Raw genomic sequence first — 21,866 nt, forward strand, 5'->3', positions numbered from 1 at the left:
TATCTCTGCGGCAAATAAACACCGCGTATTTTCCGTCTTTGCTCCGAAATTGCCGGTTGTTCCTCAATTTAAAAGCCCATCCGTTTCATTTCTCCCAGGTTGACCAAAGCAAATGTGTCAATCGACATTCATCACCGTTAAAAAGTAAGTCCCGAACGGGGAAACAGGCGAAGTCTCTTCTTCCCATACACCCCGCTTATTTTTTCATAAATTGTTCGTAATAGGAAGTGATCAGATACTTGGCGATCGGTCCGGCTGCAGTGGCTCCGTATCCGCCTTCCGGGACAACAACCGCCACCGCGATTTTCGGATCCTTTGCCGGAGCAAAAGCGATGAAGACCGAGTTGTTCACTCTTCCTCTGCCGGGAATGTCCTGCTCTGAAGTTCCCGTTTTGGCGGCAACTTCAAACGGCAGATCATCAAACAATCCGGCAGCCGTACCTCCGGCATGCGTGACATCCATCATCCCTTTTAGGACGGTATTGTAATCCTCCGGCTTGATGTTAACCTTATTCAACACCTTCGGTTTGATCACTTTCTCTTCATGGGTATTGGGGTTGACAATTTTATCCACCAGCTGAGGCTGAAGCCGCTCTCCTTTATTCGCCAGGGTTGCCGTATATTGGGCCAACTGCATCGTCGTATAGCGCTGGGCTTGACCAAATGAAGCCAAAGCCATCGCGCCCAAACCCGAATATTTTTTGGCCGTGAGCAGGTAGTCTTCCGAACCGTCCTGCTCTCCTGGGAGAGGAACACCTGTTTTAACCCCCAAGCCAAATTGATGTGTAAAGTTGCGAAACTCCTGAATCACCTTCATTCCATCCCGTTTGTACCACCGGGTTCCCAACCAGGCCATAAAGGTATTTGAGGATTTTTGCAACGCTTTTTCCGGTGTGAGATATCCGTAATCGTGGCCGCCCGAATTATGAATCGGCGGCGTCGCCTTAGCGTAATAAAATGAAACGGCATCCCGCCATACGGTTTCCGGGGAAATCAATCCCTTCGACAGCCCCATCAGCACCATCAGCGGTTTAAAGGTTGAACCCAAAGGAAGAACCGATAACGGATGTTTGGCATACTCTTTATCCGGATGACTGGAATTACGCGCATCATACGGTGCCTCGCGGATAGTGCCATTTCGGATCACATAGCTGAGATTGCGGTAATCTTTTTCCGTTACCCGATCATTCCATATGTTGGGGTCGTAATCAGGGTAACTGACCATGGCGCGGATTTTCCCGGTCTTGACTTCCATTGCGACAGCGTAGGCATTTTTGGCGTACGGAGCCCGGTTTGAACCACCAGACGTTTGCAGTTTCTTCAGTTGGTCGGCGATGAACTTCTCCGCCCCCAGTTGCATTTTCTCATCCAGGGTCAGATAAAGATTGTCTCCCGGCTTCGGTTCTACCTCTTTCAGCACATCGACCAGTTTGCCGGTCGAATTGACCCGGACCAGACGATAGCCGTTTTGCCCGCGCAATACATCTTGGTAACTGTACTCCAGACCGTCTACCCCGACCTGTTCCCAGTCCACATACCCGCCTTGATTTGACTTGCCATCCGCTTGTTTGTATTTGTCCATCGTTTCTTTCGCGCCGGCGTAGGGGCGTACATACCCGATCGTCTGTACAGCAAAGGTATCGTTTCGGTATTGGCGAAGCGGCTCGGTGAAGATATTGACTCCGGGGAACAGATCCGGATTCTCCGAGATTTTGACCACCTCTTCGGAAGTGAGCCGGTCCTTGATTTTTTTCGGATAATACGGCGGCTGTTTCCGCATCACATGCTTGCCGTGAGCATCCCGGCCGATATCCATTGCACTTAAGACATCGGCGAGCGGCATGTGCAGCGTTTGGGCCAGATGTTTCGCCGTGGCCATTTTTTCTTCGGGGCTGCTGTCCGGTTCCAGATAAATGGCGGAATAGAGCGACTGGTTTCCGACCAGAAGCTTGCCTGACCGGTCATACATTTTTCCCCGCGGAGCCACGATGGGAATCTGTTTGAAGTTATTTTCCACAGCCAACTGGTTGTACTTTTCTCCTGACCCGAGTTGAATCCAGCTCAGGCGCAGGGTAAGGATGACAAAAAGCAAGACGACGATCAACCATAAACTTTGCAAGCGCTGTGAAAACAGCCCATTTAAAGCTGATCTTTGCTTTAATTTCTTCATTGCAATGATCAACCCTTTATTTGTCTAATGCTTAATTTAGATACGAGTATTAGTTTATCACAAAAAATGCCGGGACAGAGAAGCGGTTTTCCAACCTTCTTTGACGATAATGTCCCGCAGTCACATATTGTGCAGGCTGCGGGACAAACGAATTTTTCAGCTCCAGAATTTCCGGTAAAACTTTATGGCCTGATATGAGTTGATCACACCGATGCCGATTTTTCCCGATTTGATTGAAGTTTGTGTCAGAATGTAGCGGATCTGTTCCGGATTCAGCGATGGATTGAGATGATATAAAAGTGCGATCGTTCCGGTAACATGCGGAACTGCCATTGACGTTCCACTCATTTCCCGTTTGGAATTGTTTAACCAGGCAGAGGGAATTCGATCTCCAGGAGCAGCGAGGTCAACCCCTTTGCCGTAATTGCTGAAAAAAGAGAGATTTCCGTCTTTTGAGACAGAAGTGACCGCAATCGTCTCCGGATAGCGCGCCGGGAAATCAATTTTCGCCGTCAATCCTTGGTTTCCGGTTGCGGCCACCATGATAATCCCTTTACGATGGGCAATTTGTATTGCTTGTTTCAGTGATTCGCTTAATTTGTCCATGCCGAAACTCATGTTGATGATTTGCATTTTATTTTCAATGCACCAGTTGATCGCGCTCAACAGATCGGACAAATTGGCACTTCCCTTGCGGTTGAACGCTTTGACCGCGTACAGATGCGTGCGCGGGGCCACGCCCACAATTCCTGTTTCCGCCATTCTGCCGGCGATGATCCCCGCCACATGGGTGCCATGGCCATTATAGTCTGTCGGGGAAAAATGCGGGGATAAAATATTGATTCCCCCCTTGTAGTTATCGCGGATTGCCGGATGATCGGCAGCAATTCCCGTGTCGATAACCGCTACTCGCACCCCGCGCCCCCGGCTGATCGGCCAAACCTTCGGGGCATCAACCATGGCTACCCCCCAGGGAATCTTTTGTTCATAGGGGGGAGTGACCGTCCCCACAATCGGTTCGGTTATGGTTATGCGAATATCCTGTTCTGTATACTCCACCGCCGGATGTCCATCCATCACATGCGAAGCGGAAGGCGTAAAATATTCACCGATGACGATCCCCAAATGAGTGAGAAAACGAATCGGCCGTATCCCTGACCGTTTCATATCCTCCACATAACGATCGAGCTGGGTTCCGTCCCGGAGATAAAAAATTTTTCGAACCCGCCGTCTCCGATGTATTGCTTGATCTGATGAAGGGAGCAGCCATTTTGGATTAGACATCGCTTTTCACTCCCATCTTCACTCATTGCCCAAAAAGTGAATATATTTTTTAACAGGCGGAAAGGGAGGTGGCATGAGATGGATAAAAAGAAGGAAATCCCCCCGTTGCCTGAAGAGCTCCTCAATCTGATCGCTGGCGATGATCCCGCCGATTATTGGACGCAAATCCACAAATGGGTGGGCAACCTTTCCAAAACGACAATGAACGTGGAAGAGATCTTGCATGCACTCCATTCTTTAAACACGGCGCTAAGTGACAAAGGTGCCTTCATGAAGATGATCCAATCTTTGGCGAATCTGAATCGGACACAGACGCAAAAAAGCACCAATTCTCAGGGAGGAAACGCCGGTTCAAACAAAAACAACGTTACGAAAACTCCGGCTAAACAAGGGCAAAACAGTAATGACAACAAGATGGAAAGCGGGCAAAACCTGACGGGGGACAGTCTCTACGATATTTTCAATTCCCCGGCGATGAGGGAAATTGTCAGAGAAGTGATGAAACAAAAAGGAAAGAAGAAGTGGTAAAAATTATTTTTTCTTGTTGTTTTTCTTGGTGGCCTTCCGGATCTCTGCCGGAACATTTAATTGAAATTCCTGAAATAATGCAGATGCTCCGTCCGGCGAACTGAGACGTTCAAGAATATGCTGCATGAATTCATCCGAGATCGGTAAACCCAGCAACTGGCGCATATACTCAAACAGACCATTCATCCCCTGTTTCTGCACGCTCTTTTTTGCATTAAACAAAATTTGATCCAGTTTCTTTTCGGTCATGACTTCGGAACCCGTCAAGGTATTGATCCAATCGGCAAACTCTTTTTTTGAAGGACGTGTAGCCAACTTGCTTCCCTCCCATCCCAGCGCACGTTTATCTTAGTAGTATGAAATGCGCAGCAACATTCACACGTTATTCACCCATGCAAATAAAAAAAGGGCAGAAACCCTGTCGGCTTCTACCCTTTTTTTATTCACACCCGCATTCTCTTGAACAGCCGGTCATCGTAAAATCGACATCCCGTCCGATGTCAATCACCTGCTGCCAAAATTCGGCCACGCAGGCAAGAGGCTGGCTGACCCCGTTGGCATCAGCGAAAAAATAACTTGTTTCCCTGTCCTCACCGCCTTCCAAAAAGGTGACATAAAGCACGCGGTAACCTGTGCGTCCCTTTTTCTCATCGATGATGTCGAAGTGGGCTTCCTGGCTTAACAGCAGCTGATCAAAAGGATGTTCCTCCATCCCTTCTCCCTGTTCGGAGCGGTAACGGAAACGGCAGCGGTCTCCATCCTCATTGATCACCGCTTCCTCCAAAGTGCCGTATACATAAATTTCGCTTTGTTCCAAATCAATTTTTCCAAACAGCAGCTCACGGTACTCCTGTTGGTACTCGTGAATCAGGCGTTCCAGTTCACTTCCGGTCATCTCCCGGGCCGAACAGGCAAAGTTGATATTGCTGCCGTGTGTAAACACTTTCATGTCTTTTTCTCCTTTTAAAGTCCAAGTCCCACTTATTATATCGAACTTTCAGATTTCCCATCAAGCCCCGGCATTCTTTCTCTGTTTCTCCAGTTCCCGCAACTCCACCCTGCGGATTTTTCCGCTTGTCGTTTTGGGCAGCGAGTCGACAAATTCGATTTCCCGCGGGTATTTATAAGGAGCGGTCACCGTTTTTACATGGTTCTGCAAGGTTTTGACCAATTCTTCCCCCGGTTCCACATTTTCCTTCAGAATGACAAACGCTTTTACAATGGAGCCGCGCACGGGATCAGGGCTGGCAACGACGGCGCACTCTTTCACGGCCGGATGTTTGACCAGCGCATCTTCCACTTCAAACGGCCCAATCGTGTAGCCGCTGCTGATAATAATATCATCGGCCCTTCCTTCAAACCAGAAATAACCTTCCTCATCTTTTCGCGCCCGGTCGCCGGTGATATACCAATCCCCGATGAATGCCGCTTCTGTGCGCTCGGGATCCCGGTAATACCCTTTAAACAACGCCGGGGAAGAACGATGCACGGCGATATGCCCCACTTCTCCCGCCTTTACTTCCTCGCCCTGATCATTGATGATTGACACGCGGTTTCCCGGAGTCGGTTTTCCCATCGATCCCAGTTTCGGGGGAATATCTTTCAATGTCGCGATGAGCAATGTATTTTCCGTCTGCCCGTATCCATCACGCACCCGTATACCGAAAACTTTTTCAAATGTGTCAATCACTTCCCGGTTTAAAGGTTCCCCTGCGCTGACGGCAACCCGCAGATGCGAGAGATCAAACCTTTCCAGCTTTTCCGTTTTCGCCATCATGCGATATTCTGTCGGCGTGCAGCAGAGTACATTCACCTTTTGATCCTGCAATAACCGGAGATATTTTTCCGGATGAAACGCTCCTTGATACACAAAAGAGGTCGCCCCCGCCCCCAGCGTCGAGACGAACGGGCTCCAAATCCACTTGGCCCAGCCCGGCCCGGCAGTGGCCCAAACAATATCCCCTTGGTGAAGATCAAGCCAGGATCCGGTCGCTGTCTGCTGGTGGGCGATCGCCCAGCTATGGTGGTGAATCACTCCTTTTGGTCCCCCTGTCGTGCCGGAAGTATAGGAAATGAAAGCGATATCATCCGGGCGCGTCTGCGGCAGCCGGATTTCGGAATCGCCTTGCAAACCGCTTAAGGAAATCCAATCTTTATGCGCCTGCCCGCGCACATACCGCTTAAAGGACAAACCAGTATCTGACGCAGCTTCATCAACTCTCTCCGTCAAGCTTTCATCGGCGATGACCGCTTTCACTTCAGCATGCTTCATCCGATACGCAATATCACCGGCCCTGAGCATTTCGGATCCGGGCAAAATCACCAAACCTGCTTTGAGACAAGCGAGATAGGCGATATACGCTTCGGGTACCCTCGGCAACAAAATATGAACCCGGTCGCCTTTGACCAATCCTTCCTTTATAAATGCAGATGCCAATTCATCTGACTTTTCTTTCAATTCCTGATATGTAACGATTCGCTTGTCCCCATTTTCATTCATCCAGCGAATGGCCACCCGGTCTTTGTCAGCATGCCGGTCAATATCATTTGCAATGTTATAAAATTCTGTCATCCTTACCCCTCCCGAGTAATAAAAATCTGTGATCATGACATCGAACAATCAAAATTATTCTATTAAAAAACCAAAAATCCCTTCTTGCAGCAAAATAATTGCGGTGACCGGGCCGGCCACCGCATTCAGAAACCAGCTTATTCAATTGAGATTAACCAACGAAGCCTCCGCCAAGTTGTTGCTCAGCCATCGAAACGAGGCGTTTGGTGATTTCTCCCCCGACAGAACCGTTGGCGCGGGAAGTGGTATCAGGACCAAGTTGAACACCAAACTCTTGAGCAATCTCAAATTTCATTTGATCAAGAGCTTGAGCAGCACCAGCGACCAGCAATTGGTTGGAACTACGGCTGCGAGATTGTTGTGCCATGTGTTTTCACCTCCTTGGCTTTGTTGTTCTTATCATGCGTTTTTTGCTTCAATCAATACGTAGGAAAAATTGGATAAGATGGAGGAATTGCACCAGAAGGCCATCATTTGAAGGTGCTCCGCAAACGCTTTGCAAAAAAAGAAATCGAAGGCAATGGGTCAATTGAAATACAACCATTACGAATAAAATGCAATGTAAATCATATATTTTTGTAAGAAACTTTTCATATCGCCAGAAAGGTGGGTCGGAATGAGCAAATTCAGGCGCATTCCAAATCCTTTTATTCATCAGGAACGAGTGTGGTGCCCCTATGTCAGTCCCGATGACCCTTGTATCCCGATACGTAAAAAAAGGTATGTCGTACCTCCAAATCTGTTTTTAGGTTTCCAACCACCCTGCCTTCCCCAATTCCCTCCAAGTGAAGCACTCATCCACGGAACCCTATGGCCGATTCTGTACAGCCCCTACCATAAACCAAAATGGCAAAAAGGTGATGATTCATGAACCAAAAACACCAGCGTGAACTGCTGCGGCAGTTACAGGAGATCGATTTTGTTCTGGTGGAACTGAATCTTTATCTCGATACGCATCCCAGCGATCTGGAAGCATTGCAGCAATTCAACTGGTACGTGAACGAACGGAAAAAAATAGCACGTACATATGAAGAACACTACGGACCTCTGCGCAACTTCGGCCAAAGCATGAATCAGTATCCCAACGGCTGGAATGAAGGTCCCTGGCCCTGGGAAATCTAAGGAGGCTGATTTTTGTGTGGATCTACGAAAAAAAGCTGCAATATCCGGTTCGCGTTAGCAAATGCAATCCCCAACTGGCCAAGTACCTCATTGAACAGTACGGAGGGGCAGACGGAGAACTCTCAGCCGCCCTTCGTTACTTGAACCAACGCTATACCCTGCCTGACAAGGTGAAAGGGCTGTTGACCGACATCGGCACAGAAGAGTTTGCTCATTTGGAAATGATCGCCACCATGGTTTATAAATGAACGTATGCATTATGGATACCTTTGAAAACGCTTGTTTTTCCGCACACGGGGAAAAAATGCACAGACATCCGACATGTCATTCTGATCGCCTCAATCCAGATGGAACGATTTCAATTCCTGCCCCCACTGATTTTCATAGATCAATGACTTCAAATCCATCCGCGACTTCCAACCCAATTCTTCCAGCATCGGCTTTTCACGAAATTCCACCGGATATCCGATGCACAGATAGGCCACCAGCCTGATTCCCGGAGGAAGCCCTAAAATTTCTTCGACTCTCTCACGGTTGAGAATGCTGACCCAGCCAACGCCGACGCCTTCCACCCTCGCAGCCAGCCACATGTTTTGAATTGCCAAACAGGTGCTGAACAAATCGGTTTCCGGCATGGGCCCCCGCCCCAAAACAAACGGGGCATCCCGGTTTCGGTCACAAGTGACGGCCAGATTGACAGGCGCCTCCATGATTCCTTCCAGCTTCAAACGGCTGTACAATTCTTTTCGATCTGTTTCGGAAATCTGTTTAAGCTGATCAGCGTTCATCTCTTCAAATGAACTCTTAATCTGTTCGCGAATCTCTTTTGAATGAACCAGGATAAAATTCCACGGTTGCATAAACCCGACGGAGGGGGCATGATGGGCTGCTTGCAAAATCCGCAGGAGCACCCTTTCCGGAACCGGGCGGCCCGAAAAGTGGCGAATATCCCGCCGGGCACGAATCACCCGATAAACAACTTCCTGCTCCGCTTTGGAAAAAGTATCGCTCAAGAAAACGCCTCCCCATCCAAAACTGGTAATGACCGACAAACCCGGCTTTCTTGCAGAATACATTAAGCGGCATTAATGTCTCGGTTTTCATGAACACCTGCATTCCGGACATGTCCAATCCATCACCTGTTGCCAATTTTACAACGAACATTAGATAGATTCAAAAAAGGCGCAAAGCTCGCACCATAAGTGGAAAGCCCGGAAAACTTTGCGATAAATCGAACCATCCCGGGCTTTTTAGCTTGTATCCCTTATACGTTCTCCTTATTGGACAGGATGGCGGCAAAAGCAGTGCTTTCTCCCCAGCCGCTTAATGCACTCCTTGATTGAACTCATTGAGGCATTTTTGCAAAAGGGTGACTCCTTGGCTCATCACTGCCCCTCCACCGATGGCAGCCGCCACGCCAACTGCTTCCAATATTTCCTTTTCCGTGCATCCTTGATCAATGCACCCTTTGGAATGGTAAACCATGCAGTACTCATCCTGAGCATGGAGACTGATGGCCAATGCGATAAGATGCTTGTATTTCAGGGGAATTTCCCCCTCCTGAAAACAATGCGACGTAAATTCATTGTAAGCCCGTACAAGATGCGGCATCTTTTCCGCGAATTTGCCAAGCCCTTCCTTATAATGGATTAAATGCTGTTGAACCGAATCATGTTGAAATGTTGATTGGGCATTCATGATCTTCACTTCCTTCGCTTTGGTATCCTTATTTAATGTGAGAAATTAACCCTCTTTTTATCCTTTGAATTGGTCAGGACAGTACCGGACCATTATTCTTTTTCGGCATGGAAAACGAACTGTGCAAATGCCAAAAAACCTGCCTTTTGTTATAAAACAATTATGAAATTACCAGGAACAGCGTTGTACATTCGCGCAATCCAGTCCCCGTTTGTTGGGGTATAATAAAAGTAAGAAAGAATAAACCAAATTTTTTCAATTTTTTTATGGCAGATTGGTAAAACAAAGAATCTTAATTAAATTTTGCGGGAGGTAGAGCGGATGGGCGCATATGTGGTGATTGATCCCGGCCACGGCGGTAAGGATAGCGGGGCCACAGGCTTTGGTTTAAATGAAAAAGACGTCGTTTTGGAACTATCAAAAAAAATCAATGACCATTTCGGAAAGTATCAGGATGTAACGGTATCTTTAACCAGGTGGGATGACCGTTTCATAGAATTGAACGAACGAGCGGATTTTGCCAATAAACGCAATTGTGATCTGTTTATCTCGATCCACAATAACTCAGCCAGTCCATCAGCCAATGGCTTTGAATCTTATATTCATCCGAACGCCTCCAGTTCAACAGTGCGTTACCAAGACGAGATCCATAAACATATCATGCAGTATCTGACCCAATATCAAATTCATGATCGAGGCAAAAAACAGGCCAATTTTGCTGTATTGAGAGAAACATCGATGCCCGCCATCCTGCTTGAAAACTTATTTATATCCAATCAAAGAGAAAACGAATTGCTCCGGGACTCCTCATTTTTGGATGGTTTAGCAAATGCCATTGTTGAGGGTGTCGCTTCAGTATTTCAATTGAGAAAAAAACCCGCGATGTACCGGATTACCGTGGATGGCCAAGCTGTTTATGATACAGCCTATGAATCCAAGATCGTTGATGCCGTATTGGAAGCAGTTCGCAAACATGCACAAGAGATCCAGTTGAAAAAGCTGTAAAAACCGGTGTTGGTGGCAATCAAAAAAAGCCGCCCGGAATCATTCTCATCCGGGTGGCTTTCTGCAATTCTTCTTGATTTCATGACGAAGGCAAAACCGGGGGCCGGATCCGGAAGATCACCAACATCGCGAAACAGAAGCAAACACTGTTCGGTTGCGCAGGATCCCAGCCGCAGATGGCACGCTTGCCGGCCTGTGAAGCAAACAGACTTTGTCAGCAAGCGATGGGCGTATTTCCCACAAGCGGAAAGAATCAAATCCCCTACTCTTTGTCAAGCAAGGAAGCTCCGGCGATTCCGGGATGCGTCATCTCATAGGGGTCCAGGATCAGATCCAATTCTTCTTCAGTTAAGACATCATATTTCAAGCATAATTCACGAACGGATTGGCCGGTAAGGATGGCCTCCCGTGCAATTCTTGCGGCAACTTCATAGCCTATATGGGGATTGACTGCGGTAATCACACCGACGCTGCTTTCCACATATTCCCTTAGCTTTTCCTCATTCGCTTCAATTCCCGCCAGGCAGTAATCAGTGAAAACACGGAAAGCATTATTCATAATCGTGATGGATTGAAGCAAGTTAAATACGAGAACAGGTTCCATGACGTTCAATTCAAGCTGACCGGCTTCAGAAGCCAGACAAATGGTATGGTCGTTGCCAATGACCTGAAATGCCACCTGATTGATGACTTCAGCCATCACCGGATTTACTTTGCCGGGCATGATGGATGAACCGGGCTGACGGGCCGGCAACCTGATCTCGGAAAATCCCGCACGAGGTCCGGAAGCCATCAACCGTAAATCATTCGCGATTTTGGACATGTTCATCATACATACTTTCAATGCCGCAGAAACTTCCGTATAGGCATCCGTATTCTGCGTGGCATCCACAAGATGTTCAGCACTTACCAATGGGAACCCGCTGATTTCAGAGAGATGTTTCACTACACTCCCGATATAGCGGGGATCGGCATTTAATCCTGTACCGACCGCAGTCGCCCCCATATTCACCTCATATAAATGTTGTCGTGACTGTTTAATTCGCTTGATGTCACGCTCCAGCATCCGGCTGTACGCTTCAAATTCTTGACCCAGACGGATGGGAACGGCATCTTGCAGATGGGTTCGCCCCATTTTTATGACATGGTCAAATTCTTTTGCCTTGGATTTCAACACACCATGCATAGATTCCATTGTATCAAGCAGTTTTTCCAGGAGACTCAGTGTTGCAATCCGAATGGCAGTGGCAAATGCATCGTTGGTGGATTGGGACATATTTACATGCGTGTTCGGGCTTAATATAAAATAATTCCCCTTTTGCTCGCCCAAAAGTTCGAGTCCCCGATTGGCAATCACTTCATTGGCATTCATGTTGATGGAGGTTCCGGCTCCCCCCTGAATCGGATCAACCACAAATTGATCATGCCACTTCCCGTCGATAATTTCTTGAGCCGCGGTGAGAATGACTTTTCCCAAGCGCGGATTGAGCCGGCCGATTTCCATATTGGCGAGGGCGGCAGCTTTTTTTACCATCGCAATGGCGCAAATCAAGGAGTGGTGCAGGTGATATCCGGTGATCGGAAAGTTTTCTTTTGCCCGCAATGTCTGAATGCCATAGTAGACATCGGCGGGAATTTTCTTTTCTCCGAGAAAATCTTTTTCCGTTCGATAAAGCTCTTGATCACTCATCCGCCTATCAACTCTCTTCTTCGTATTTAAGGGTTATGTCATTTGCAATCGGCGATTCCATCATCCGCTTCACCTCTTGCAAATCATTTGTCTGACCAAGAACCCACATCATTTTCGGAACAATGGCCTCGGTATTCATATCTCCGGAAAGAATAATTTTATTTTGAGCCGCTTTTCTGCCGACTTCATACAGGGTCAAATCTTCCCCTTCTTCCAGACATTGAGTGGTGATCACAACCGCAACCCCTGAAGCGATCAGCTCCTGCAATTTCGGAAGAAGGTTTCTGCCCTGAAAGGGGATTCCCCCGCTTCCGAAACTCTCAATAATAACACCCTTGTATAAATGCTTCAGATAATCAAAGAGCTCCGGTTTCGCACCAGGAACCAATTTCATCAAAAACACATCCGGACACAGTGAAGGATTAAACTGAAGTTTACCGTGCCTTGGCGGACGAACAGGATTGTTATAAGTCACTTTTGATCCGTTTATATAAGCGATATAAGGATGATTAATGCTCTCAAAAGCATCATAACTCTTGGTTCTCAATTTAACCGCCCTGGTTCCCTGGATAACCCTGCCGTCAAAAACAACAAAGATTCCCCCGATATCTTCACAGGCGAACCGGATCGCATCGGCAATATTTTTCTTGGCATCGGTTCGATTAAAACTGATCGGAACCTGGGAGCCGGTGACCACAATCGGTTTTGCCGCGTTTTGCAACATATAGGAAAGGGCTGCAGATGTATAGGCCATTGTATCCGTTCCATGGGTGATGACAAATCCGTCGTAGTGATCGTAATGATCAGCGACGGCCTCTGCTATTTTCACCCAGAACTCAGGTTGCATGTTGGTACTGTCAATATTCATCAAAAGTTTGCTTTCAATATGGTAATCCGGGTGTTCTTTCGGCAAGAATCCCAAAAGTTCTTCAGCTTTCATTCCGGGAGCCAGCCCTTCTTCCCCTTTCAGGGAGGCGATGGTTCCACCGGTGGCCAGCAACAGCAGTTTTTTCATATCCTCCACCCCGATCTAAAAGACAGCGTTCAGGCTCCATCCTTAAAACAGGCAAAGATAAACTTTTGAATCGCAGTCTATAATGTACGCTAAACGCGAACTCCAAGAGTAATTATAGGGAGAGTATCCGGGAAAATCAACAAAACTTTATTCATTTCGCGTACTTTTGTGGTATCTTAACAAAAGAAGAAAATTATAATGAGGTTCGATATAAGGGGGAAGGCCATGATTTTAAACAGAGTGATAGAATTGAGAAAGCGAAAAAAGTGGTCACTGCAATATACGGCCGACCAGCTGGGAATCGCCAAAAGCACCTATGCCGGATACGAATCAGGATATCGCCGTCCCTCATTGGAAGCGATCAAATTAATGGCTGATCTGTTTGAAACCTCGGTCGACTATCTGCTCGGCCGTGTAGATACAGAAACTTTTCATCCCGAGAAAGAAAACATACAGGAACTCGAACTCACCCAATTATCCGAAATCAAACTGACAGTAGACGGCAAACCCCTTTCGGACGGGGAAATAAACCAGTTAATTGCCTTTATCAGATCAAAGCGGGAAATCGAAGGCTTGCAGACTCCTGATGCGCAAACGCAAAAAAATTGGTAAATCCCTCTGTCAAAGACGCATCTCCACCGCTAAGCAAGGGTTTTACTGCTCGCAAAAATCTAAATCGTTCGCTTTTGTCCGTCAATGATCCTTTCAAAAAATTCCGATGCAACGCAGCTGCATCCGCCCTGTTCAAGAAGCGGCGGTACAGGAACCCTTCCCGCGTATGTTCTCTGGAAATAAAAAAATGACTTGAGCCCAAAAAGGAGTCTCAAGTCATTTCGTGTTTATAACGGAAATCCAAGAGCGGTTTTACCGGAAAAACCCGGTGACCCCCCTGAAGGGGGCATCACCAACCTACGCGGATAATCAAGCCTTTGGGATCATTTACTTCAAGATAGGAAGCTTGTCCGTTCACATCGTCGTAGGCAAAGCCGTAGGCGAGATGATCAATGCTGTGATCATGCCAAAATTTGGCGTAGTAGTTGGCCGGAGCTGCCTGATAATAGCGGCTGACATTGTTCCAGTCGCTTTCCGTGTAGACATGGCGGTTGATGGCAGCACAGGTTTGCGCATCGGAAGCAGCTCCGTCGCACCGTAAAATATCTTGTGTGGGTAAGTTGGAATAGCCGGCAAAGTAATTGGCATTGGGCCCGCCCGCTGCAAAGGAGCCGTGAATGGGGGCCACGATCCGGTAAGGAGATTGCACCGTAGCGAGCGACTTGAATTCAGAAGGAACTTCATTGACAAATTTTTCGAACAATCCTGAACGGGTTTCCGTTTCCAATTCGCCCACTGTCCGGTCATATGAGCCGGATTTGTTCACAAGGCGATGCTGAATGGGGAAGCCGAATCCATCCACCCGCGTTGTGTTTCCATGATATCCCGAATCATTGACGGTAAATTCGACAAAATCAAAATAAACATCACGGTTGGGATCAGTTGGATTGTTGATATCGGGACCGGCAAATCCGTTGTCATATGTTTTGATGTAGCAGGGGGAGCCAACACACAAGAACATTCTCCCGGAGGTGATTTTGGGAAGATTTATCCATTCTGCGTCACTGATTTTATGGTAAATGTTCGCATAATTGTTCCCATTTTTCGTCAAGTGACCGGGAGCATCATTCAAGGCAGTGGAAATAGGTTGCAGGTTGCCGTTTAAATCCAAGTAACTCCAACGGCCGGTGGATGGATCAATGCCCAGAACCCCCCAATAGATTTGGCCATCGGCATAAGCTCCGTTCGTTCCATTCATGACCTTGACGGACAGCACCCCGTTTCCGGTCGGGAACGGGATGGACGAGGCGGGAATCGAGTAGATGGAATTGGAGACAGCCGCGGTGGACTGCGGTATGGACGGGAATATTACCAGTGAAGTGATGATCGCACACAAAGCAACGATTTTTTTTACCATTCGCAAGACCTCCTGTCGGACATGGATTTAAGATGCATAACGAGGACGGCCGGGAAACTCTCAAATCCATAATGTTATTAGAAAAAAACGAACTTCCACACCCCCTTTCAGGTTGGAAAATTAAATTAATTAATAATATTATTTCATATAATTTTATTTATTTCAATAATTAATTTATGAATTTAACCCCAATTCAGTCTTTGTGCATTCATGAAGAGCTTAAACAAGCTGTCCTGACCCTACAGACAGCTTGTTTCCTTCCCGCACATCAAAAAAATGTTCAGGAAATCATTAAGGCATTTAAAGCGTCATTTGTTTATGTACAGGACATCCGGCACATTTTATTGAAAATTCACGATCATCCGGCCTTATTGATCTTTCCTGATGGGAAGCCATCCCGGAATTGCTGAAAAACCTTCCCACATGGGATCGGGAATGACCAATTTTTCTTTATCTTGAGCGGACAAGCTTTTACGAATTGCATTGACTCTCCCTTTTTGCACTTTTTGAACCCATTCAGGTTCGACAATCAGTGCACGGCCCAGCGCTACCAATGGAATCCCTTTTTCCAATGCTTGCAGGACCTCATCCGGATGCCAGACAGACCCCACGCCGATCAACGGGATCTTGTCACCAATGCGCTCATGGATACGAAGAAGCAAAGGTTCAGTTTCTTCTTTGTTGCGGATTGAACCTTTCCACAGTTCTCCGATCGAGAGGTGAATATAATCGAGATTTTCCTCTGCCAATTTATCAAGCAATTGAAAGGTATCTTCAATTGTAATCCCCGGCTCTTCCGCTTCCTCCGGTGAAATGCGATACCCGACAAGAAATGGATTTTTCGCATGTTTTTTTACCGTGTTTAAAACGGATTTCACGACGGCTAGCGGAAATCGCATTCTTTTTTCCAGCGTCCCTCCCCATTGATCTGTCCGTCGGTTTGAATACGGAGAAAAGAATTGTTGTATAAGGTACATATTGGCTCCATGAATTTCAACCCCGTCAAAACCCGCTTCAATCGCCCGACGTGTTGCTTCCCCGAAAGCTTTGATGACATTGTCAATTTCTTGTTCCGTCATTTCTCTGGGGGTAACGGTCCAATCCCTTGCTGCCCGAACAGCACTGGCACTTACCGGCGTTTCTCCTCCAATCGTCTGAGGTGAAACCATGCTCCCGCCATGAAAAATTTGCAAGATCGCTTTGGAACCTTTACCTTGAATGGATTTGGCCACTTTTCTCAGGCTGGGAATCATTTTGTCAGAATCCGCACTGAAACCTCCGGCAACGGCTTTTCCTATTTTTTCGACATAAGCACAGGCAGTAATGAGCGCGCCCGCACCGCCTGAACGTTTTTCATAAAACGCAAGCTCGTCCTGTGTAACCATTCCGTTTTCAAATGCCGAAGCAGTTGTCAACGGAGCCATCAGAATGCGATTGCGAATGGTAATTCCGGAGGGAAAAGTAAAGGGTTTGAAAATCGGCTCGTATTTTTTTATCAACTGTTAAACCTTCCTTTCACGAGTAACGGAGTACATCCCCTGAGCAAACAATAAAGGGTTCAATGTACCGAACATTGAACCCGCAGCCTGTTGACAAAGATCCAAAGCAGGGGTCCCAATGTATTTGATGCTTCTCTTTTCTCCCGCTTCTTCGCCGCAAAGGTCGCAGCTGAAAAGCACTCGTCCCCTCTGCTTAATGGTGTCATCCTCCCCGCGGGGAAGCAGGGAACTTCCCCACAGGGAATTGAGAAAACCGGCAAAGGATTGGCCTATTTTTGCACGAAGTCAAATTGCTCCCATGTACTGGCCGTCGGACGGTTTGCCACCAGTACCGAATCCAGATTCAGATCCGCACTCAGATACTCGTTATTTCCAATATTTTTAAGTGCCTTTTTTCCGTTTGCCTGGGTTTCCACCTGGAAAGTTTCCCATGGTCCGACCGTTTCTTTATCGGCGTAGACGGAGCCATCCGGCTTGACGGAAACGTATTTGTAATCGGTCGAGGACAACAGCGCCACTTTGCCATTCCCCAGATCTTTGACTTCAAACATTTCCCACACGCTGGCACTATCGCGGTTGGCGCGGAGCTTGTGGTCACCGACAAACTTGTCCACTGTCACGAACTTTCCGTTGGCAGCCGCTTTCAAAGCAATGAAGTTTTTCGCGGGAGCTGGCTCATAATCATTGTTTTGGCGCTGATAAACCCGGACATAATCAATTTTGTAATCTTGCGGGAAGATGGTGGTGTTATCCGGGGAACCAGGCCAATCCCCGCCCACGGCCAAATTCAGGATGATAAAGAAATTATGGTCAAAGACCCACTTGCGTCCATCGAGATCTTGCGGCGTCCTTACCTGATACAATTGGCCATCCACATACCATCTGATCACATTTGGTTCCCATTCCACCGTATACGTATGGAACTGGGTGCTGATCGTGTCGGACGTGTCATGATAGGCGCCGATTCCCGTCGACCCGAAGTAATTGGGTCCATGCAGGGTTCCATAAACCGTGGATGGGGTTTTTCCCACGTATTCCATAATGTCCAATTCCCCGCAATCGGGCCAGCCTGCCTGACTGTAATTGCTGCCCAGCATCCAAAAGGCCGGCCACATTCCCTGCCCCTTCGGAAGTTGCGCTCTCATTTCGATTTTGCCGTATTTGAAATCAAATTTGCCTGAAGTGTTCAGTCTTGAGGAAGTATAGTTAAAGGTCCGACCATTGTATACCTGGTTTTCCCGTTTGGCTTCAATAACCAAATATTTGTTTCCGCTGTTGTTAGGATCACTTTCAAAATGAACGTTATTCGGGGTATAGAGTTGGAGTTCGTTATTGGGTCCGGGGCCGATTTCAAAATTCCACTTGGAACTATCAACGCTGTTGCCGTTAAATTCATCTCCCCAGACTTGCACCCATGAGCCGGCCGCTTCCGTCTGCTTGGGTGAAGTTGTCATAAACCCGCATGACAAGGTGGTTACCAGGGACAGGAAACATATTCCTGCAGAGAATGCCTTCTTCAAGAACATGCGTATACCTCCTTTTATGCCGGAAAAAATCAGAAAACAAGAAACAGGGTATTCCGAAAAGCGACTTGGATGTCAAACAGACGCATTCCCAAGTGGAGAAGCCTTCTTTGAAGATTGCAATTTCAGGTTGAATCGCATAAATATTCAAACAATCGCATCTGATCAACTTTCCGCGGGCATACGCGCTGCCACCCGTAAAACGTCTCTGACAAACGGATCATCAAAGCCTTACGGAGCCACCGTTATGGTGAAAGACTCCCAAGCGCCACCAACCGAACTGCGATTGGCGATCAACTCCGGCGAAGACTGGTTCAGATCAGCACATACATACATATTGTTCGCCAAAGCCCTCAGGGCATAGGTATTGTCACCCAGAGGCTCCAATTTGAATTTCTCCCACTGTTGAACGATATCTGCTGATGCGATCAGTTTTCCCTGCTGATTCAAATCCGCTTTCACATATTTATGGTTGGCCATCGACAGGAGGGAAACGGTTCCGTCCGGATTGTTGATGATTTTGAATTCTTCCCATTCCTTTACGGCATCGCGATTGGCAATAAGCGGATTGTTCCCGTAATTATCGGCACTCACATATTTGCCGTTGGCAACCGCTTTGATACTGTACACGGTTTCCGGAACGGGAGGTGCGGTTGTGTATTTTTTAACGATATTTTGGAGCGTTGTGTTGGGAGTGAAATTGTCTGTGCTGAATTTTTTCCATTTTTCGATGATGGTGCTTTTGCTGTCAGTATCCAAATTGGGAGACGGGTTGTTGTTGTTGATATAATAACCCCAGTTTCCGCCGCCCTTCACTTTATAACTCCAGTTGGTCCAAGATGCATTGAGGGCATTTAACCTGGAAAGCCATTTTTCATACAAATCGTTTTGACCGAATGAAAATTCACCGGCATATAAAGGTATGTTCCATTTGGCTTGGTAATTGGCCAGATCGGTCAGCCATCTCTCTATTTCAGAATTGGTCAAATTCCAGTCATCATAATTTGTAAAGTTATAATGATGTGTCTCGTAAACGACGTTGGTCCATCCATAGGTGGACGGCGGATAAGCCGCATACCAATCGAAGAAAGCCGCAATAATGAGAATGTGGTCCGGGTCGACCGCACGAACTGCTTGATAGAGCCGATTATAGAACTGCATCTTTTGCTGGATCTGGCTGGAGTTTTCTCCCTCCCCCATCGTGACCAGCGGTTCATTCAACAAGTCGTAAGCAGCTACAGTCGGATTTCCTTTATAATGCGCAGCCAGTCGCTGCCAAATTTGAACGGTCCAATCCTGGAAGGTGGCGTTCTTCCACAATTGATTGTAATTTTCGCGACCGCAGGATTGCCACGGACAATCGGCGCCGGGTGTACCATGAAGGTCCAGGATGACATAAATTCCGCGGCTTCCGGCTTCAGAAACAAGCCAGTCCAATTTTCTGAATGTGATGCTGTCCGGTTTCATCGTACCGTCCGTATTCATGAAATCTTCCCAATACATCGGTACGCGAACCACATTCATGCCCAAATTCTTGATATTGTCAAGGTCGCTCGCCTGAATCCAGGTGTCGTGGTATGCGTTCAGCAGCTCTTGCGTATCCGCCTCTCCGAAACGGCTAATCAGTTTGCGCCGCAAGGTGTACTCGTCAACCGCTCCTGCTGGCGACATCCAGTCTTCCCGCAACAGCCAACCTCCAAGGTTCGTCCCCCGCAAGTTGACTATGTCACCGGTACCGGAGTGATTCCGGATTACTTTCCCGCTGGCTTTCAGAAAGTCATCGGAATCAATTGCCGCGTTAGCCTTCGGGATTAAAGGCACTCCCATAAACGTCCCAATCAATATCGCCAGGCAAAGAATGCCCAATAGTGTTTTTTTCAACATTTTTCTCCCTCCCTTGTATAAGCTGGGCTGATGCTCTTTCCCATCGTCAATCTTTACCATGTGACGGTATAGCTTACTTTTTGATCACCAAACTGAATCGCATTTGGAACCGCTTGGGGATTGTTCTCATAGTCGAAAAAGATGTCAACCCAATATTGGGATTTTTGGGAAGCGAGATCCCCTCGCCCGGTTCTGTCCTGGTTTGACATGGAAATGGCGCTTCACTTTTACAATGACATCGGTTGAATCGAGCTGAATGAGTTGGGTGGGAATTAAAAACGCTTGATCCGTCTTTTCCGTGGAAGGTATTTCTTTTGTGATAAGGCCGTCGTGCATTGTGATGGCAAACGTTTGTTCAGAGGATAGATCTGCAAAGATGAAATTCCAATTTTTCCTTCTACCTTCAGACCCGGCTTTTTGCTTCTCGCCGTCATCCACGCTGGACATGACGAGGAGCTCCGCATGACGATCCCATGCTCTTGCCTTTTTCCGGGCAATTTGGTAAGCCTCTTTCAAGGAACACAACCCGTCCGTTGCACAAGGGTTCACTGACTTCTCCGCTTTCAGTTTTTGGCTGTACAGAAAACCGGCGGGAAGAACGGTCAGCGCCATTGCCGCCAACAGAATTCGTTTAACGCAACGCAATGCCCCCTCCTTTTATTTGTCTAGACAACAGGATATTAGAATATTATCAATTATTATTATTTCAGTCAATATAAAATTATAAAAATTATAAATGTTAAATTCTGTGATTAATTACGAATCAAATTAATAAATGGTATTTGACCATTGACATCGGTCGTGCTTTATCATATTATTTGTTTGCGCAAACAAATATGCAGGAAGTGATGGTACATGATCGAGAACCTTTTAAATAGATGTCTCTACTTTACGACTCAAAGCCTGGCTCGCGAGATCAGAAAGATGGCGGAGGAAACTTTTGCTCCGATCGGCTTGTCCCCGACATACGCTTTTATCGTCCTTGTGGTGATTGAACAACCCGGTATTACCTCAACTGATCTGGGAAAAATATTACATGTCTCTCCTTCGACCGTCACGCGCTTTGTCGATAAATTGATTTTAAAAGGCCTGGTCGAGAGAAAAACGGGAGGGAAACTGTCGAAACTGTACCCTACCGAAGCCGGGGTGCAATTTCAAAGCAAAATTCAAGAATGCTGGGATGAGCTGCATAAAAGATATTCAGAAGTTCTCGAAAAAGAAACAGGCGATCTGCTGAGCAGTCAAATTGTGGAGGCAATGCGCAAATTAACCGAGTAAGATTTTTAATCACATATTTGTTTGTACAAACAATAAAAGATAGAAGGAGGAGACATAGATGAAAACGCTGGTGATCGTTGTTCACCCGAACATCGAATCCTCGCGAATCAATAAAAGATGGAAAGAAGCGGTTTTGAATGAACCGGGCATAACCGTTCACGATCTCTATGAAAAATACCGCAATCAACCCATTGATGTGGAATTTGAACAGCAATTACTCCTCGCCCACGATCGTATCGTGTTCCAGTTTCCGTTGTATTGGTACAGCAGTCCCCCGCTCTTAAAACAGTGGTTTGATGAAGTGCTTGCCTATGGCTGGGCTTACGGCCCCGGCGGAACCAAATTGAACGGTAAAGAATGGGTATTGGCCATTTCCGCCGGTGCACCTGAACATGCTTATCAAGCCGGAGGTTCCAATGCATTTTCAATGAGTGAACTGACCAGACCGTTCCAGGCATCTGCCAATTTTGTAGGCATGACCTTCCTGCCTTCCTTTGTCCAATATGACGCAAACAGAATCACTGACGAAGAAATTGCCCAAAGCGCAATCCGCTATGTACAGCATATTACCAATGTCGAATTAAACCCAAAGGCTCGCCTTCGCAACTAATAAAAATACTGAAGGAAAA

General features: G+C 47.0%; 22 protein-coding genes and 1 pseudogene. 8 read left to right on the forward strand and 15 right to left on the reverse strand.

Translation table 11 applies throughout. The annotated features are described in order from the left end of the window. Positions 1-196: 196 nt before the first annotated feature. On the reverse strand, positions 197-2,170 hold the full coding sequence (locus I8U17_RS00740; protein ID WP_052154186.1) for a peptidoglycan D,D-transpeptidase FtsI family protein: 1,974 nt from the start codon (positions 2,168-2,170) through the stop codon (positions 197-199). Positions 2,171-2,326: 156 nt separating this feature from the next. Beyond that, positions 2,327-3,454 (reverse strand): S8 family peptidase, encoded by a 1,128-nt coding sequence (locus I8U17_RS00745; RefSeq protein ID WP_052154185.1) that lies wholly within the window; start codon positions 3,452-3,454, stop codon positions 2,327-2,329. A gap of 78 nt (positions 3,455-3,532) precedes the next feature. On the opposite strand from I8U17_RS00745, the gene I8U17_RS00750 reads away from it, so the two are divergent. Next, on the forward strand, positions 3,533-3,982 hold the full coding sequence (locus I8U17_RS00750) for a hypothetical protein (protein WP_033101017.1): 450 nt from the start codon (positions 3,533-3,535) through the stop codon (positions 3,980-3,982). A gap of 3 nt (positions 3,983-3,985) precedes the next feature. Here the strand turns inward: I8U17_RS00750 and I8U17_RS00755 are convergent, their stop codons facing one another. From I8U17_RS00755 to I8U17_RS00770, 4 genes are all read right to left on the reverse strand, one after another. Continuing rightward, the gene (locus I8U17_RS00755; RefSeq protein ID WP_033101016.1) at positions 3,986-4,297 is read right to left on the reverse strand and encodes a hypothetical protein; all 312 of its coding nucleotides are present in this window, start codon (positions 4,295-4,297) and stop codon (positions 3,986-3,988) included. A 124-nt stretch (positions 4,298-4,421) separates the two neighbouring features. Then, positions 4,422-4,931, reverse strand: coding sequence for a hypothetical protein (locus I8U17_RS00760; RefSeq protein WP_198058901.1), 510 nt, complete (start codon positions 4,929-4,931; stop codon positions 4,422-4,424). A gap of 60 nt (positions 4,932-4,991) precedes the next feature. Further along, complete coding sequence (locus tag I8U17_RS00765) at positions 4,992-6,554, reverse strand: acetate--CoA ligase (protein ID WP_198058902.1); 1,563 nt, start codon at positions 6,552-6,554, stop codon at positions 4,992-4,994. A gap of 151 nt (positions 6,555-6,705) precedes the next feature. Further along, the gene (locus I8U17_RS00770; protein WP_033101013.1) at positions 6,706-6,921 is read right to left on the reverse strand and encodes an alpha/beta-type small acid-soluble spore protein; all 216 of its coding nucleotides are present in this window, start codon (positions 6,919-6,921) and stop codon (positions 6,706-6,708) included. A 249-nt stretch (positions 6,922-7,170) separates the two neighbouring features. Between I8U17_RS00770 and I8U17_RS00775 the strand changes: the two genes are divergently transcribed. The 3 genes and pseudogenes from I8U17_RS00775 to cotJC all read left to right on the forward strand — a co-directional run. Then, positions 7,171-7,425 carry a spore coat associated protein CotJA gene (locus tag I8U17_RS00775; RefSeq protein WP_198058903.1) on the forward strand — a complete coding sequence of 85 codons (255 nt, stop codon included), beginning with the start codon at positions 7,171-7,173 and terminating at the stop codon, positions 7,423-7,425. Next, a complete protein-coding gene (locus tag I8U17_RS00780) occupies positions 7,422-7,676 on the forward strand; it encodes a spore coat protein CotJB (RefSeq protein ID WP_033101012.1) in 255 nt (84 codons plus the stop codon). The genes I8U17_RS00775 and I8U17_RS00780 overlap by 4 nt, the downstream gene beginning before the upstream one ends. A 14-nt stretch (positions 7,677-7,690) precedes the next feature. Then, positions 7,691-7,921, forward strand: a pseudogene (cotJC, locus tag I8U17_RS00785) (spore coat protein CotJC); the annotation flags it as partial. A gap of 93 nt (positions 7,922-8,014) precedes the next feature. Here cotJC and bluB read toward each other — a convergent pair. Together bluB and I8U17_RS00795 are read right to left on the reverse strand one after the other, a co-directional pair. Beyond that, entirely contained in the window at positions 8,015-8,689 is a 675-nt protein-coding gene (gene bluB / locus I8U17_RS00790; RefSeq protein ID WP_033101011.1) for a 5,6-dimethylbenzimidazole synthase, read from the reverse strand. A gap of 310 nt (positions 8,690-8,999) precedes the next feature. After that, entirely contained in the window at positions 9,000-9,374 is a 375-nt protein-coding gene (locus I8U17_RS00795) for a carboxymuconolactone decarboxylase family protein (RefSeq protein WP_033101010.1), read from the reverse strand. A gap of 333 nt (positions 9,375-9,707) precedes the next feature. Here I8U17_RS00795 and I8U17_RS00800 point away from each other — a divergent pair, with 333 nt between their 5' ends. After that, a complete protein-coding gene (locus I8U17_RS00800) occupies positions 9,708-10,379 on the forward strand; it encodes an N-acetylmuramoyl-L-alanine amidase family protein (protein ID WP_198055213.1) in 672 nt (223 codons plus the stop codon). Positions 10,380-10,641: 262 nt separating this feature from the next. Here I8U17_RS00800 and aspA read toward each other — a convergent pair whose 3' ends face one another. Together aspA and I8U17_RS00810 are read right to left on the reverse strand one after the other, a co-directional pair. Further along, on the reverse strand, positions 10,642-12,069 hold the full coding sequence (gene aspA, locus I8U17_RS00805) for an aspartate ammonia-lyase (protein ID WP_198058904.1): 1,428 nt from the start codon (positions 12,067-12,069) through the stop codon (positions 10,642-10,644). Positions 12,070-12,076: 7 nt separating this feature from the next. Then, complete coding sequence (locus I8U17_RS00810) at positions 12,077-13,084, reverse strand: asparaginase (protein ID WP_198055211.1); 1,008 nt, start codon at positions 13,082-13,084, stop codon at positions 12,077-12,079. Between the two features lie 225 nt (positions 13,085-13,309). Here I8U17_RS00810 and I8U17_RS00815 point away from each other — a divergent pair, with 225 nt between their 5' ends. Further along, a complete protein-coding gene (locus I8U17_RS00815) occupies positions 13,310-13,696 on the forward strand; it encodes a helix-turn-helix domain-containing protein (RefSeq protein ID WP_052154183.1) in 387 nt (128 codons plus the stop codon). A gap of 289 nt (positions 13,697-13,985) precedes the next feature. On the opposite strand, the gene I8U17_RS00820 is transcribed toward I8U17_RS00815, so the two are convergent. The 5 genes from I8U17_RS00820 to I8U17_RS00840 form a co-directional block, all read right to left on the reverse strand. Beyond that, entirely contained in the window at positions 13,986-15,053 is a 1,068-nt protein-coding gene (locus I8U17_RS00820; RefSeq protein WP_198058905.1) for a glycoside hydrolase family 64 protein, read from the reverse strand. Positions 15,054-15,421: 368 nt separating this feature from the next. Next, a complete protein-coding gene (locus tag I8U17_RS00825; protein WP_198058906.1) occupies positions 15,422-16,552 on the reverse strand; it encodes an NADH-dependent flavin oxidoreductase in 1,131 nt (376 codons plus the stop codon). A gap of 269 nt (positions 16,553-16,821) precedes the next feature. Next, positions 16,822-18,078, reverse strand: a complete 1,257-nt coding sequence (locus I8U17_RS00830) for a family 16 glycosylhydrolase (protein ID WP_033101006.1) — start codon at positions 18,076-18,078, stop codon at positions 16,822-16,824. Positions 18,079-18,306: 228 nt separating this feature from the next. Beyond that, positions 18,307-19,959, reverse strand: coding sequence for a cellulase family glycosylhydrolase (locus I8U17_RS00835; protein WP_033101005.1), 1,653 nt, complete (start codon positions 19,957-19,959; stop codon positions 18,307-18,309). A 144-nt stretch (positions 19,960-20,103) separates the two neighbouring features. After that, on the reverse strand, positions 20,104-20,604 hold the full coding sequence (locus I8U17_RS00840) for a hypothetical protein (protein WP_033101004.1): 501 nt from the start codon (positions 20,602-20,604) through the stop codon (positions 20,104-20,106). Between the two features lie 210 nt (positions 20,605-20,814). On the opposite strand from I8U17_RS00840, the gene I8U17_RS00845 reads away from it, so the two are divergent. Together I8U17_RS00845 and I8U17_RS00850 are read left to right on the forward strand one after the other, a co-directional pair. Beyond that, complete coding sequence (locus tag I8U17_RS00845; RefSeq protein ID WP_198058907.1) at positions 20,815-21,237, forward strand: MarR family winged helix-turn-helix transcriptional regulator; 423 nt, start codon at positions 20,815-20,817, stop codon at positions 21,235-21,237. A 58-nt stretch (positions 21,238-21,295) separates the two neighbouring features. Continuing rightward, a complete protein-coding gene (locus I8U17_RS00850) occupies positions 21,296-21,847 on the forward strand; it encodes an NAD(P)H-dependent oxidoreductase (RefSeq protein WP_033101002.1) in 552 nt (183 codons plus the stop codon). Positions 21,848-21,866: the final 19 nt, after the last annotated feature.

Source organism: Thermoactinomyces sp. CICC 10521 (assembly GCF_016055135.1).
Lineage (GTDB): Bacteria > Bacillota > Bacilli > Thermoactinomycetales > Thermoactinomycetaceae > Thermoactinomyces_A > Thermoactinomyces_A daqus.

Coding starts and splice junctions, on each gene's coding strand:
- I8U17_RS00740 (WP_052154186.1), bottom strand. CDS start 2,170: ATGAAGAAATTAAAGCAAAGATCAGCTTTAAATGGGCTGTTTTCACAG.
- I8U17_RS00745 (WP_052154185.1), bottom strand. CDS start 3,454: ATGTCTAATCCAAAATGGCTGCTCCCTTCATCAGATCAAGCAATACAT.
- I8U17_RS00750 (WP_033101017.1), top strand. CDS start 3,533: ATGGATAAAAAGAAGGAAATCCCCCCGTTGCCTGAAGAGCTCCTCAAT.
- I8U17_RS00760 (WP_198058901.1), bottom strand. CDS start 4,931: ATGAAAGTGTTTACACACGGCAGCAATATCAACTTTGCCTGTTCGGCC.
- I8U17_RS00765 (WP_198058902.1), bottom strand. CDS start 6,554: ATGACAGAATTTTATAACATTGCAAATGATATTGACCGGCATGCTGAC.
- I8U17_RS00770 (WP_033101013.1), bottom strand. CDS start 6,921: ATGGCACAACAATCTCGCAGCCGTAGTTCCAACCAATTGCTGGTCGCT.
- I8U17_RS00775 (WP_198058903.1), top strand. CDS start 7,171: ATGAGCAAATTCAGGCGCATTCCAAATCCTTTTATTCATCAGGAACGA.
- I8U17_RS00780 (WP_033101012.1), top strand. CDS start 7,422: ATGAACCAAAAACACCAGCGTGAACTGCTGCGGCAGTTACAGGAGATC.
- I8U17_RS00795 (WP_033101010.1), bottom strand. CDS start 9,374: ATGAATGCCCAATCAACATTTCAACATGATTCGGTTCAACAGCATTTA.
- aspA (WP_198058904.1), bottom strand. CDS start 12,069: ATGAGTGATCAAGAGCTTTATCGAACGGAAAAAGATTTTCTCGGAGAA.
- I8U17_RS00810 (WP_198055211.1), bottom strand. CDS start 13,084: ATGAAAAAACTGCTGTTGCTGGCCACCGGTGGAACCATCGCCTCCCTG.
- I8U17_RS00815 (WP_052154183.1), top strand. CDS start 13,310: ATGATTTTAAACAGAGTGATAGAATTGAGAAAGCGAAAAAAGTGGTCA.
- I8U17_RS00820 (WP_198058905.1), bottom strand. CDS start 15,053: ATGGTAAAAAAAATCGTTGCTTTGTGTGCGATCATCACTTCACTGGTA.
- I8U17_RS00830 (WP_033101006.1), bottom strand. CDS start 18,078: ATGTTCTTGAAGAAGGCATTCTCTGCAGGAATATGTTTCCTGTCCCTG.
- I8U17_RS00835 (WP_033101005.1), bottom strand. CDS start 19,959: ATGTTGAAAAAAACACTATTGGGCATTCTTTGCCTGGCGATATTGATT.
- I8U17_RS00845 (WP_198058907.1), top strand. CDS start 20,815: ATGATCGAGAACCTTTTAAATAGATGTCTCTACTTTACGACTCAAAGC.
- I8U17_RS00850 (WP_033101002.1), top strand. CDS start 21,296: ATGAAAACGCTGGTGATCGTTGTTCACCCGAACATCGAATCCTCGCGA.